Source organism: Stenotrophomonas sp. 364 (genome assembly GCF_009832905.1).
GTDB classification, from domain to species: Bacteria; Pseudomonadota; Gammaproteobacteria; order Xanthomonadales; family Xanthomonadaceae; genus Stenotrophomonas; species Stenotrophomonas maltophilia_AP.
The window spans coordinates 593,339-605,809 of sequence record NZ_CP047135.1 but is presented as its reverse complement, the minus strand read 5'-3'; the positions used below and the strand labels follow the sequence as shown (position 1 = coordinate 605,809).

Below are 12,471 nucleotides of genomic sequence, written 5' to 3'. Positions count from 1 at the left end.
CCGCTGGGCTGTGCCCATCTACAGTGAAGGTGGCCGTGCCTGGCCGGGGGACCCGTTCCGTGCCGGAACAGGCTGATCCGGGCGCACGCGCGCCGGATCGTTGTGCTGCGAGGAACCTGGGCTGCCGCTGCGCGCCCCCACGTCGGTGGGGTCTCCCGCCTGCTGCGGGGTTTCATCCAGTGGTCGCGGCCATCCGCGCCCTGCCAGCAATCCGCCAATCACGCCATTATCGCCTGTCAGGCCCGGCTTGCCCAACTCCGCGCCGGGCAGTTGCGCCGCATTCACCTCCGGCAGCGCCGCCGGCAGGCCGGCCAGGCCCTGCAGCGCGTCCACGCCGGGCAGCTGCGGCAGCTCGGGCATGCCCGGCATGCGCGCCTGCAACCAGGCCACGCCGGGGTCGAGCACGCCCCGCAGCTGGGAGTCGCGCCAGCTGGGTTCATTGACCATCGGGGTGTAGGACGCCGCCAGCAACAGCACACAGCCGATCACCGCGCCGCGGGCCACGCCCAGTACCCCGCCCAGCAGGCGATCAGCACCGTTGAGGCTGGTGGCCCGCACCAGCTGGCGGATCACCAGACCGATGGCCCACACCGCCACCATCACCAGCAGGAACACCGAGACGTAGCCGGCGATCACATGGCCGGTACCCGGTTCGACCGAGCCCGCCCACCACGTGGCCGCGTTCTGCCCGAACACCAGCGCCGCCCAGGCGCCCAGCACCCACGACGCCAGGCTGATGACGATGCTGACAAAGCCGCGCAGCACGCCCAGCAGGGCCGACAGCGCGATCACCACCAGCAGGGCGCTATCGATCATGCGCGCCCCCGGCACCGGGGCCGTGCGGGCTCAGGGCGCGCGTACGCGTGCGGCATCAGGGATGCGGCCGGACCATGCCTGCCACGCCCACCTTGGACGCCACCTGGGCCTTGAGGTTTTCGGCCTCGGCGCGGTTGGCGACCGGACCCACGCGGACGCGGTTGAGCGTGCCCTTGTCGGTGCGTACCTGTTCCACGAACGCGCTGAAGCCGGCGGCGCGGACCTTGTCGCGCAGCGCATTGGCTTCGGCAGCCTGGCCGAACGCGCCCAGCTGCACGGCGAAGCCGATGCTGCTGGCGGCCGGGGCCGCCGGCGTTGCCACCGGCTTGGCAGCGGCGGTCGCGGCCGGCTCCGGCTTGGCCGGTTCGGGCTTGGCCGGGGCCGGCTTGGGTTCGGGCTTGGGGGCCACCGGCTTCGCGGCGGCGACCGGCTCCGGCGGCAGCGCTTCGGTCTTCACCGCGGCACTGGACGGCGCAGCGGCAGCACTGGACGCAGTGGCGGTGGCCGGGGCGGTGGCGGCCGGCGACGGCGCAGGGGCCACGGCCGTGTCGGCGCGCGCATCCAGCGTGACCACTTCGGCCTTGACGTCGTTGCGCACCTTCACCGCCTGCAGGCGGGCGGCTTCGGCCTGGGCGCGGTCGGCATACGGGCCAACCCGCACGCGCCACGCCTGGCGGCCATTGATGGTGGCCGGTTCGGCAAAGCCGGGCAGCTGGGATTTTTTCAGGTACGCAATCACCGCATCGGCGTCGGCCTGGCTGCCATAGGCACCAAAGCTGACGGCGAAGTTGCCGGCCGCCACGGTGGGCGAGGTATCGGTCGCGGCAGGCGCGGGGGTGGCGTCCACGCCGTCCTGCAGCGGCTGGGTGGTCGATGCCCCCTGCAGGCCGGTTGCCGCGCCGGTGGGCGCGACCAGCGGCAGTTCGCGGGTTTCGAACTGGCCGTCCGACGGCGCTGCCGGTGCACTGATGGGTACGCTGGCCACGCCGCTGTCAGGCGCAGGGCCTTTGACCAGCATGGGCAGGAAGATCACAGCCAAAGCCACCAGAACGATGGCACCAATCAGTCGCTGTTTCAGAGGAGTATCCACGGAAGGCAGGCAGGGCGGCGCGGCGGAATGCCACGGCGATTATACGGGTGTCGGCGTGAGCGGCGACGGTGGCGGCTGAACGGCCGCAGCGCACTGAAAAGCTGTGTCAGTCCGCTGCGTCCAGCCACAGCAGCGCCTGTGCGGCGGTATGAAACGAGCCGAACACCAGCACCCGGTCGCCGGCGGCAGCGGCGGCCAGTGCCGCTTCCAGCGCATCGGCAACGGTGGCGTGCTGACGGGCATCGGCGGCGGCGGTGTCCTGCAGGCGGGCCTGCAGCGCCTGCGCACTCTGCGCGCGGGCACCGTCCAGGCCGGCCAGGTGCCACGCATCGACCTGCCCGCCCAGTGCCTCGACCACGCCGGCCGCATCCTTGTCCTGCAGGGCGGCAAACACCGCCCGGGTGCGCCCGGCCACCGGTGCGGCCTTCAGTGCGGCCCCCAGTTCGCGCGCGGCCTGCGGGTTGTGGCCCACATCCACCAGCACGTCCACGCCGTTGCGCTGCACGGCCTGCAACCGGCCGCGGATGCGCGCAGTGGCCACGCCTTCGGTGATCGCCGTGCGCGACAGCGGCTTGTCCAGGGTGCGCAGCGCGGCGATCGCCGAGGCGGCATTACGCAGCTGGATCGGCCCGCGCAGGGCCGGGGTGGGCAAGTCGATGCTGAACCCCACATCGCGCCAGCGCCAGTGTTGTGCATCGATGACGTCGGCGAAGAAATCGCTGCCGCCGCGGATCGCGTTGGCGCCCAGCAGGTAGGCACGGGCCAGCACGCTGGACGGCGGATCGGTTTCGCCCAGGATCACCGGCTTCCAGCCGCGGATGATGCCGGCCTTCTCCACGCCGATCGTTTCGCGATCCTCGCCCAGCCACTCGCTGTGATCGATGTCGACGGTGGTGATCACCGCCACGTCGGCGTCGACGATGTTGACCGCATCCAGGCGCCCGCCCAGGCCGACTTCGAGTACCGCCAGGTCCAGCCCGGCCTGCTCGAACAGATACAGCGCGGCCAGCGTGCCGTACTCGAAATAGGTCAGCGTGATGCTGCCGCGTGCGTCCTCGATGGCATTGAACGCGGCCACCAGCGCCTCGTCGGCGACGTCCTGCCCATCGATGCGCACGCGCTCGTTGTAACGCAGCAGGTGCGGCGAGGTGTACGCGCCGACCTTCCAGCCGGCCGCCCGCGCAATCGCCTCGATGAAGGCCACCGTGGAGCCCTTGCCATTGGTGCCGCCCACGATCACGGTGTGCGCGCCCGGCTGCGCCAGCCCCAATGCCTGCGCCACGCTGCGCACGCGCTCCAGGCCCATGTCGATGGTGGCCGGGTGCTGCTGCTCGATATGGCTGAGCCAAGCGGAAAGGGTCTGCGGGCGTGCGGTGGTCATGGGCATTGGATCAGTGGGGCGGACGACGGAATGGGACGCGGGACGATTACAGCGCGCGGTGCTTGGCTTCGCCGAAGAACGGGGTGTGGTGCGCGCAGTCGTTCAGGCGCACCAGTTCGAGCTGGTCCAGGTCGGCACCTTCGAGCAGGTTCAGCGTGGTCGGGGCCTGGCGGAAGGTCCACAGGCGCGACAGCGGCAGGCCGAGGATGCGGCACAGGATGACCCGGTTCACCGCGTCGTGGGCGACCACCAGCAGGGTGTCGTGCTCGCCCAGGCCTTCGGCGGCACGCGCCAGGCCGCGCCAGCTGCGCTCCAGCACCAGGCGCAGCGATTCGCCACCGGGCATCAGCACGGTGTCGGGCTCGTCGCGCCAGGCCTGCAGGCGCGACGGGTCTTTTTCATGGATTTCACTGGCCAGCAGGCCTTCCCACTCACCGTGCGCGATCTCCTGCAGCTCCGGTTCGGTCAGCAGCATCGACGCACGCTCGGCGCCCAGCGCAAGTTGCGCGGTGCGCTGTGCACGCGACAGCGGCGATGCTACCGCACGGGTGATGTCCACCGACTTCAGGCGCTCCCCGAGGGCCTGGGCTTGGGCTTCGCCGATCGGCGACAACGGGATATCGATCTGGCCCTGGTAACGGCCTTCGGCATTCCACGGCGTTTCACCGTGGCGGGCAAGCAGGATGCGCATGCGTACTGGGAGTCCTTGGGGGGAGGAATGCTGTCGCAATCGTTCACGTGATGTGAATGACCGCGAGCACCGCATGATACCCGGTAGATGCCGACCGTTGGTCGGCCCGGGCCGCGGGTCCTGCAGCGACCGCCTGCCGCCCCACGGTCGACATCTGCCCAACGAAAAACCCCGCGGCTTTCGCCGCGGGGTTGTGAGGGTCACTTGGCCAGGTTCAGCTCTTTCAGCAGCTGCGGCGCGGGCGCCACTTCCTGCATGATCCACTGCATGTAGCGGCTGTCCACCGCGATCATGCGGGTCATCACCGGGTCGAATACCCAGTTGGAGCTGACCGACTCCCAGTTGCCGTCGAACGCCAGGCCCACCAGCTTGCCGTGTGCATCCAGCACCGGCGAACCGGAGTTGCCGCCGGTGATGTCCAGGTTGGACAGGAAGTTCACCGGCACCGAGCCGATCCGCTTGTCTTCCAGGCCGCCGTAGCGCTTGGCCTTGACCGCCTCCAGCAGCGCCTTGGGCGAATCGAACGGATCCACGCCGGTTTCCTTGGCGGCCACGCCTTCCAGGGTGGTGAACGGGGTGTAGTTCACACCGTCCTTGCCATAGCCCATGACGTTGCCGAAGGTGATGCGCAGCGACAGGTTGGCATCGGGGTAGACGAAGCCGCCCTTGCTCTTCTTGTAGTCGGCCACGGCCTGCAGGTACAGCGGGCGGGCGGTCAGCGATTCGCCTTCGCGGATCTTCTTCTGCTCTTCCTGCTTGAGCAGCGCCGGCATCGCCGCCACGGCGTACTGGATGGCCGGATCGGTGCTGGCCTCGAAGGCGGCGCGGTCGGCCTTAAACCAGGTCAGGCGCTTGTCCAGGCTGCCCAGTTCGGTGCCGCCCAGCCTGGCCACCAGCCCCTTCACCGCAGCGGCATCACTGCCGGCCAGCCACGTGTTGAGCACCTCATTGCTGCGCTGATCGGCCGGCAGGGCGACGTACTGGTCCAGCCAGTACGTCTGCAGCTGCTGGTCCATCTTCGCCACGTAACGGCGATCCATCTGCTTCAGGCCGCCTTCGATGGTGGTCAGGTCGCGCTCCTGGAAGCCCGCTTCGCGCTCGGCGTCGGGCTTGGCGCGCTCGATCGACAGGCGGTACAGCGACAACGCCGCGCCCACCGCCGAGGTGCTGTTGAACTGGCTGACGAACAGGTCGCGCTCGCGCGTGGCCTTGCTGGTATCCAGGTGCTTGATCAGCTGCGCGTGCGCGGCCAGTGCCGGCTTGCCTGCCGCGCCCTGCTGCTTCAGCCAGGCCAGCACGGCCGCTTCTTCAGCCTTCTTCTGGCCGGCCGCGTCGATGCGCTTGAAGCCTTCCAGCTGGCCGACGTAGTTCTTGGCCACGTTGTTCATGCTGGCTGCGGTGGCGGCGTACTTCACCTTGATGTCGGCGTCGGCCTTACCGGCCTCGTCGATCATCTTCAGCACCGCAGCGTAGTGCTGGGCGATGGTCGGGTAGGTCCAGCCTGCGGTTTCGTTGAACTCACCGGCCAGCGCATAGCGGTTGGTACGGCCCGGGTAGCCGGCCACCATCACGAAGTCGTCGGCCCCCAGCGGCTGGTCGGCGAATTTCAGGAAGTGCTTCGGCTGGTACGGCACGTTGTCGGCCGCGAAAGCCGCCGGCTTGCCGTCCTTGCCCACGTAGGCGCGGTAGAAGGAGAAATCGCCGGTGTGGCGCGGCCACATCCAGTTGTCGACGTCGCCGCCGAACTTGCCCACGCTGCCCGGGGGCGCATAGACCAGGCGCACGTCCTTGATTTCCATGTTGCGGAACAGGCGGTAGGTGTTGCCACCGGAGAAGCTGAAGAGACGGCAGCGGAAACCGGCATCGGCTTCGCAGGCGGCGGTCTGGGCCTTGTCGAAGGCATCCAGCGCGCGGGTGCGAGCCAGCGGGTCCTTGCCGGCGGCGGCGATCGCGGCCTTGGCCTGCGCGGTCACGTCGGTGATCTGGTCGAGCACGAACACGCGCGCATTCGGGCCGGCGCTCAGTTCATCCTTCAGGGTCGGCGCGTTGAAGCCGTCCTTGATCAGGTTCTTCTCGGCGGTCGAGTTCAACTGGATCGCGCCGTACGCGCAATGGTGGTTGGTCACCACCAGACCCTGCGGGGACACGAAGCTTGCCGTGCAGCCGCCCAACGCCACCACCGCGCCCATCGGATCGCCGGTGAGGTTGGAGATCTGCTCGGCCGACAGCTTCAGGCCGGCCTGCTTGAGCGGCCCGGCAATCTCCGGCAGCTGCTGCGGCACCCACATGCCTTCAGCGGCATGGGCGACCTGGACCAGCCCAAGGCTGGCGACGACGGAGAAAGCGAGCAGGTTCGAGCGCATTGAGCAGCCCCTGGTGAAAGAACCGCCGAGTGTAGCCCAGCCCCCTGCCCCGGCCCGAAGCCCGGAAGTCATGGGTTGCCCGCCGGCAGATGCCAGCCGGGGATGCCAGCCGGGCAGAGCCCGGCTCTACGTCCCCGCGGGCACGGGCAGCCGGCTGGAGGTGGCGGGCAGGCCGGTGCAGGACCGTTGGGCCGCATGGATGCGGACCACGAGCCCCCAGGGACGGGTTTACGGCGTGTCCTGCACCGGCCTGACCGGCACCTCGCTCGCCAGAAGCAGGCGCTGCCGCCCCGCTAAACCACCCGCAATGCAGCATGGGAAAACCGCCCGCGGCCCTATAATCCGCGTTTTCCCCCAGACGAGTTCCACCCCGATGGCGCAGCAAACAATGAAGGCCCTGGTCAAGCGTGAAGCCGCCAAGGGCATCTGGCTGGAAGAGGTTCCGGTCCCCACCCCGGGCCCGAACGAGGTCCTGATCAAGCTGGAAAAGACCGCCATCTGCGGTACCGACCTGCACATCTACCTGTGGGACGAATGGAGCCAGCGCACCATCAAGCCCGGCCTGACCATCGGCCACGAATTCGTCGGCCGCATCGCCGAGATCGGCCCCGGCGTCACCGGTTATGAGCTCGGCCAGCGCGTCTCGGCCGAAGGCCACATCGTCTGCGGCCACTGCCGCAACTGCCGGGGCGGCCGCCCGCACCTGTGCCCCAACACCGTCGGCATCGGCGTCAACGTCAACGGCGCCTTCGCCGAATACATGGTGATGCCGGCCAGCAACTTGTGGCCCATCCCCGACCAGATCCCGTCCGAGCTGGCCGCCTTCTTCGACCCGTACGGCAACGCCGCGCACTGCGCGCTGGAGTTCAACGTCATCGGCGAAGACGTGCTCATCACCGGCGCCGGCCCGATCGGCATCATCGCCGCCGGCATCTGCAAGCACATCGGCGCGCGCAACGTGGTGGTCACCGACGTCAACGACTTCCGCCTCAAGCTGGCCGCGGACATGGGCGCCACCCGCGTGGTCAACGTGTCCAACACCTCGCTGAAGGACGTCATGAAGGACCTGCACATGGAGGGCTTCGACGTTGGCCTGGAAATGAGCGGCAACCCGCGCGCCTTCAACGACATGCTCGACTGCATGTACCACGGCGGCAAAATCGCCATGCTCGGCATCATGCCCAAGGGCGCCGGCTGCGACTGGGACAAGATCATCTTCAAGGGCCTGACCGTGCAGGGCATCTACGGCCGCAAGATGTACGAGACCTGGTACAAGATGACCCAGCTGGTGCTGTCCGGTTTCCCGCTCGGCAAGGTGCTCACCCACCAGTTGCCGATCGACGACTTCCAGAAGGGCTTCGACCTGATGGAACAGGGCAAGGCCGGCAAGGTCGTGCTGAGCTGGAATTGAGGCAGCGCGCCGTTGGCGCGCCGGGCGGTGTCACGACCAACGGTCGTGACCTACCAGGTAGGTACCGACCGTTGGTCGGTACGCACCCGGCTAACGAAAAAGGCGCCTTTCGGCGCCTTTTTCATGCCCATCGCAGCGTCAGGTCATTTGCCCACGGCCACGGTGAACACCACGCGGTTGTCGGCCAGCTTGCCGTTGTTGTCGCGACCGGCGCCATCGGTACCGTGGTACCCCAGGCCCAGGTTGAACAGGCCGAACTGGCGGCTCACGCCGACGTTGAAGTCGGTGTAGTCCTTGCCGAAATCGGTTTCCAGCGAGGTACGGCCCACGTTCGCGCTCAGGGTGAAGTCATTGGGCAGGCCCCACTCGCCGCCCACCGCGTAATACCAGCTCTTGGTATCGGACCCGGACAGATCGTCGGTGTAGGCCACCGTCAGCTTGTACTGCTCGGCGAAGGTGGTGGTGGTGATCAGCTCGTTGTAGTTCAGCTCGCTGGCGCCCGGATAGGTATAGCGATTGAGCAGCACGTCGAAATTGACCCCGTCGGTGACATCCACCCCGTAGCCGATCAAGTAGTCGATCTCCGTGCTCGGGTCGCCCGGCCCGAAGTCCACGCCCGACCCCCACACACCCGCGTACAGGCCCACCGGCGAGGTGTAGGTGAAGCCGGCCTGCAGGGTTGGGTCTTCATCGGTCTGGGACACGCCACGGAACACATAGTCGGACACGGCGGTGACGTTCCAGCTGAACGGCGATTCGGCCTCGTCCTGGGCACTGGCGGCAAACGGGGCAAGCAGGGCGGCGCAGAGCACAGCGGCGGCGGTACAGCGCGTGGCGTGGTTCATGCGGGGTCTCTCCGGGACGTGGGGTGGGCGGTGCAGCGGGGTTTACGGTTTTTTAACCCGATTGATATTGCGATGCAACAATCACGTGTGCAACCGTTCCGACCGCACCCGGCCCGCCGAGCCACCGCCAGCGCCCCCCCCTGCCCGGCGCCGACAGGTAAAATCCCGGTTTTCCCGTGCCGAAGACTGCCTGCCATGAGCGACGCCACCTCCGCCCCGCTGACCCAGCACTACGTTGAAGAACTGGAGGCGATCCGCGCCCAGGGCCTGTTCAAGTCCGAACGCATCATCACCAGCCCGCAGTCGGCCGAGATCACCCTGGACGACGGCCGCACGGTGCTGAACTTCTGCGCCAACAACTACCTGGGCCTGGCCGACCACCCCGACCTGATCCAGGCGGCCAAGGACGCGCTGGACAGCCACGGCTTCGGCATGGCCTCGGTGCGCTTCATCTGCGGCACCCAGGACCTGCACAAGCAGCTGGAACAGCAGATCGCCGCCTTCTTCGGCAAGCAGGACACGATCCTGTACGCGGCCTGCTTCGATGCCAACGGCGGCCTGTTCGAGCCGCTGCTGGGCGAGAACGACGCCATCATCTCCGACGCGCTCAACCACGCCTCGATCATCGACGGCGTGCGCCTGTGCAAGGCCAAGCGCTTCCGCTACGCCAACTGCGACATGGCCGACCTGGAAGCCCAGCTGCAGGCCGCCGATGCTGCCGGCTGCAAGACCAAGCTGATCACCACCGATGGCGTGTTCTCGATGGACGGCTTCATTGCCCCGCTGGACGAGATCACCGCGCTGGCGAAGAAGTACAACGCGCTGGTGCACATCGACGAATGCCATGCCACCGGCTTCCTGGGCGCTACCGGCCGCGGCTCGGCCGAGGTCAAGGGCGTGCTGGAGAAGATCGACATCATCACCGGCACCCTGGGCAAGGCGATGGGCGGCGCGCTGGGTGGCTTCACCTGCGCCAGCAGCGAAGTGGTCGAACTGCTGCGCCAGCGTTCGCGCCCGTACCTGTTCTCCAACTCGCTGCCGCCGCACGTGGTGGCCGCCGGCATCAAGGCGTTCGAGATGCTGGCCGCCGCCGACGACCTGCGCAGCACGCTGGCCGAGAACACCGCCTACTTCCGCGAGAAGATGACCGCGGCCGGTTTCGACGTGAAGCCGGGCGTGCACCCGATCAGCCCGGTGATGCTGTACGACGCGCCGCTGGCGCAGAAGTTCGCCGAGCGCCTGCTGGAAGAAGGCATTTACGCGATCGGCTTCTTCTTCCCGGTGGTGCCCAAGGGCCAGGCACGCATCCGCACGCAGATCAGCGCCGCGCACACGCGTGCGCACCTGGACCGCGCGATCGATGCGTTCACCCGCATTGGTGTGGAGCTGGGCGTGATCAAGGGCTGAGTGCCTTAGCCGACCAACGGTCGGCTCTACCGGCATTGTGGGTCATGAACATGGGACACGCGCATGACCGGGGTGGATACGACCATTGCGGGTCATGGACATCCGACACGCGCGCATGATCGGGGTGGACCCGACCGATGACCATCCGACACAAGCGCGTAACCGGGGTAGAGCCGACCGTTGGTCGGCTGCCCTTCGTGAGCGTCAAGAACATCCGACACAGGGGCACGCCTGCGTGCCCAGCCGACCAACGGTCGGCTCTACCGGCGGTGTGGGTCATGAACGTCTGCCAAGGGGCACGCGGGCGTGCCCCAGCCGACCAACGGTCGGCTCTACCGGCGTTGCGCGCGCATGAACGGGGTGGACCCGGCCGTTGCGGGGCATGGGCATCCGCCCCGCGCGGGTTACTTCTTCTTTTTCTTCTTGTCCTTGGCCTGTTCCTTGCTGGCCACCACCACCGGGGCGGCGACCGGGCGGTCCTGGCCGTTGCCCTTGGCCACGCGGATGCCGTTGGCCTTCATCCAGGCGTCGAACTCGTCGGCAGACATCTTCTTGTCGCCGTCGCTCATCATGAAGCGGTAGCTGCCGCGGCCGTCCAGCTCAGGCGTGACGACTTCCACCACCTTGTCAGCCGCCGGCGCGTCCGCCTTGGCGGCCTGCTTGTGTCCGCCGCAGGCAGCCAGCAGTGCGGCCGATGCCAGCAGGCAGGCGCCGCGGAACAGGGAAAAGTTGAGGCGTTGGGCGTGCATGGGGGAATCTCCCGGGAGTGAATGGAACGTCGGGTACAAGGCCATCCATTGCCCGGTTCGGTTGGCCTGCCACGCACGGGCAGGCCAGGAAGTCACGGCGGGGCCACGGCACCGTCGGCCGCGGCATACAGCAGGTCCAGGTCGTGCGCGCTCAGTTCGCGCCAAGTGCCCTTGCCCAGCGCACCCATCGGCAGTTGCCCGATGGCCACGCGCACCAGGCGCAGCACGTTGATGTCCAACGCGGCCAGCAGGCGGCGGATATGCCGGTTGCGGCCCTCTTCCAGCACCACTTCCAGCCAGGCGGTCTTGTCGCCACTGCGCAGCAGGGTGGCGCGGCGCGCGCGCAGATGCTCGCCTTCGTCCTCCACCCCGGTGCACAACGCCTGCAGCTGCGCAGCATCGGGAATGGCGTCGATCTGGACGTGGTAGGTCTTGTCCGGGCCGGTGGCGGGGTCGGTCAGGCGCGCGGCCCATTGCGGGTCATTGCTGAACAACAGCAGGCCTTCGCTGGCTTTGTCCAGGCGCCCGACCGGCGCGATCCACGGCAGGCCGGCACCATCGAAACAGCGGTAGACGGTGTCACGGCCCTGCTCGTCCTGGGCGGTGGTGACCAGGCCGCGCGGTTTGTTGAGCATCAGGTGGATGCGGCGTGGTGCATCCAGCGGCTGGCCATCGACGCGCACGTGGTGGCGACCGTCGATGATGGGAAATTCAGGGTTGTTGATGACGCGGCCATCAACGGTGACGCGGCCTGCCTGGATCCAGCGCGCCGCTTCGGTGCGCGAACACAGCCCGGCCTTGGAGAGCACGCGCGCCAGGCCATGGCGCGGTGCATCGTCGCTGCGCGGACGTGTTACCGGTGACGCACGCCGCTCGGGGCGGCGTGGTCGAGAGGCAGGCGCGGCAGGGGGCCGGCGTGTGCTCATCGTGCTCCGCGCAGGGCGGCTTACTTCTTCTCGCCCGGCTTGGCGTCAGCCGGTGCTTCGGCCGCGGCCGGGGCTGCAGCGGGAACCGGACGCGCCTTGACCACGCGCACGCCACGGGCCTTCATCCAGGCATCGAATTCTTCGGCGGTCATGCGCTTGCCGTTCTGGCTCATGTCAAAGCGCCACGGCGTATTGTCAAACTCGGTGGCCGGCTTGTAGGCAGCCGGGTCGTTGGCCTTGATCGCCGGTGCGCCGGGCATGGCCTTGGCGATGTTCTGGCAGCCATCGATGCGCAGGCGCTGCAGGACGCGATCAAGCGACTGCTGCTGGTCGAAGTTGGAAGTGAGCACGCCGGCGGGCATGCCCAGCTGCACATTACGGATGTAAAGCTCTTCAGCGACCGGGGCGATTGCGGTGGCCGGCAGCGGCAGCGGCGAGGCGCTGATGGCATGCGCCGAGCAATCCACGGCTGCGTAGGCGGTGGGAACCAAGGCCAGGCCGAGCACGGCGGCCAGTGCGATACGCAGCATGGGATGCATCCAGGGAAAAGGGGTGACGCGGCGAGTTTAACAGCGCCACAACGGCTTTCAAGATCCCACATTCAATGAATACGGCAACTTGTTGGATTTATTGTTGATTTCTTGATCAAGAGCAACAAGCCAACGATCAAGTGCGAGGTCTCCATGTCCCCCTGTGCCGAGCTGGGCCGATAGGGGTGGGGTTGCGGGACACGCCGTGCATCCATCCCTGGAGGCTCCGTCGCCGCTTTCGCGAGTGCGCAATCCTGCGCAC

Annotated in this window: 11 protein-coding genes; 2 read left to right on the top strand and 9 right to left on the bottom strand. The window is 67.9% G+C overall.

Annotated elements, in window-relative coordinates; translation table 11 throughout:
* Positions 1 to 18 precede the first annotated feature (18 nt).
* The 5 genes from GQ674_RS02800 to GQ674_RS02780 form a co-directional block, all read right to left on the bottom strand.
* Entirely contained in the window at positions 19 to 816 is a 798-nt protein-coding gene (locus GQ674_RS02800; RefSeq protein ID WP_159495879.1) for a CvpA family protein, read from the bottom strand.
* Positions 817 to 871: 55 nt separating this feature from the next.
* Positions 872 to 1,906, bottom strand: a complete 1,035-nt coding sequence (locus GQ674_RS02795; protein WP_159495878.1) for an SPOR domain-containing protein — start codon at positions 1,904 to 1,906, stop codon at positions 872 to 874.
* A gap of 106 nt (positions 1,907 to 2,012) precedes the next feature.
* Positions 2,013 to 3,287: a bifunctional tetrahydrofolate synthase/dihydrofolate synthase gene (gene folC, locus GQ674_RS02790; protein WP_159495877.1), complete on the bottom strand. Its 1,275-nt coding sequence runs from the start codon at positions 3,285 to 3,287 to the stop codon at positions 2,013 to 2,015.
* A gap of 46 nt (positions 3,288 to 3,333) precedes the next feature.
* A complete protein-coding gene (locus GQ674_RS02785) occupies positions 3,334 to 3,978 on the bottom strand; it encodes a histidine phosphatase family protein (protein WP_038690206.1) in 645 nt (214 codons plus the stop codon).
* Between the two features lie 200 nt (positions 3,979 to 4,178).
* Complete coding sequence (locus GQ674_RS02780; RefSeq protein ID WP_159495876.1) at positions 4,179 to 6,341, bottom strand: S46 family peptidase; 2,163 nt, start codon at positions 6,339 to 6,341, stop codon at positions 4,179 to 4,181.
* A 388-nt stretch (positions 6,342 to 6,729) separates the two neighbouring features.
* On the opposite strand from GQ674_RS02780, the gene tdh reads away from it, so the two are divergent.
* Positions 6,730 to 7,752 (top strand): L-threonine 3-dehydrogenase, encoded by a 1,023-nt coding sequence (gene tdh / locus GQ674_RS02775; RefSeq protein ID WP_128097864.1) that lies wholly within the window; start codon positions 6,730 to 6,732, stop codon positions 7,750 to 7,752.
* Between the two features lie 143 nt (positions 7,753 to 7,895).
* Here tdh and GQ674_RS02770 read toward each other — a convergent pair whose 3' ends face one another.
* Positions 7,896 to 8,597: a TorF family putative porin gene (locus GQ674_RS02770; RefSeq protein ID WP_137190938.1), complete on the bottom strand. Its 702-nt coding sequence runs from the start codon at positions 8,595 to 8,597 to the stop codon at positions 7,896 to 7,898.
* A 195-nt stretch (positions 8,598 to 8,792) separates the two neighbouring features.
* Between GQ674_RS02770 and kbl the strand changes: the two genes are divergently transcribed.
* A complete protein-coding gene (gene kbl, locus GQ674_RS02765) occupies positions 8,793 to 10,004 on the top strand; it encodes a glycine C-acetyltransferase (RefSeq protein WP_159495875.1) in 1,212 nt (403 codons plus the stop codon).
* 404 nt (positions 10,005 to 10,408) lie between these two features.
* Here the strand turns inward: kbl and GQ674_RS02760 are convergent, their stop codons facing one another.
* The 3 genes from GQ674_RS02760 to GQ674_RS02750 form a co-directional block, all read right to left on the bottom strand.
* Entirely contained in the window at positions 10,409 to 10,753 is a 345-nt protein-coding gene (locus tag GQ674_RS02760) for a hypothetical protein (protein WP_159495874.1), read from the bottom strand.
* Between the two features lie 92 nt (positions 10,754 to 10,845).
* Positions 10,846 to 11,679 carry a pseudouridine synthase gene (locus tag GQ674_RS02755; RefSeq protein WP_128097621.1) on the bottom strand — a complete coding sequence of 278 codons (834 nt, stop codon included), beginning with the start codon at positions 11,677 to 11,679 and terminating at the stop codon, positions 10,846 to 10,848.
* A gap of 20 nt (positions 11,680 to 11,699) precedes the next feature.
* Positions 11,700 to 12,209, bottom strand: coding sequence for a hypothetical protein (locus GQ674_RS02750; RefSeq protein ID WP_159495873.1), 510 nt, complete (start codon positions 12,207 to 12,209; stop codon positions 11,700 to 11,702).
* Positions 12,210 to 12,471: the final 262 nt, after the last annotated feature.

Excerpts from the sequence above, each read along its gene's own strand:
- GQ674_RS02780 (WP_159495876.1), bottom strand. The coding sequence starts at position 6,341 with ATGCGCTCGAACCTGCTCGCTTTCTCCGTCGTCGCCAGCCTTGGGCTG.
- GQ674_RS02760 (WP_159495874.1), bottom strand. The coding sequence starts at position 10,753 with ATGCACGCCCAACGCCTCAACTTTTCCCTGTTCCGCGGCGCCTGCCTG.
- folC (WP_159495877.1), bottom strand. The coding sequence starts at position 3,287 with ATGACCACCGCACGCCCGCAGACCCTTTCCGCTTGGCTCAGCCATATC.
- kbl (WP_159495875.1), top strand. The coding sequence starts at position 8,793 with ATGAGCGACGCCACCTCCGCCCCGCTGACCCAGCACTACGTTGAAGAA.
- GQ674_RS02800 (WP_159495879.1), bottom strand. The coding sequence starts at position 816 with ATGATCGATAGCGCCCTGCTGGTGGTGATCGCGCTGTCGGCCCTGCTG.
- GQ674_RS02785 (WP_038690206.1), bottom strand. The coding sequence starts at position 3,978 with ATGCGCATCCTGCTTGCCCGCCACGGTGAAACGCCGTGGAATGCCGAA.
- GQ674_RS02755 (WP_128097621.1), bottom strand. The coding sequence starts at position 11,679 with ATGAGCACACGCCGGCCCCCTGCCGCGCCTGCCTCTCGACCACGCCGC.
- GQ674_RS02770 (WP_137190938.1), bottom strand. The coding sequence starts at position 8,597 with ATGAACCACGCCACGCGCTGTACCGCCGCCGCTGTGCTCTGCGCCGCC.
- GQ674_RS02750 (WP_159495873.1), bottom strand. The coding sequence starts at position 12,209 with ATGCTGCGTATCGCACTGGCCGCCGTGCTCGGCCTGGCCTTGGTTCCC.
- tdh (WP_128097864.1), top strand. The coding sequence starts at position 6,730 with ATGAAGGCCCTGGTCAAGCGTGAAGCCGCCAAGGGCATCTGGCTGGAA.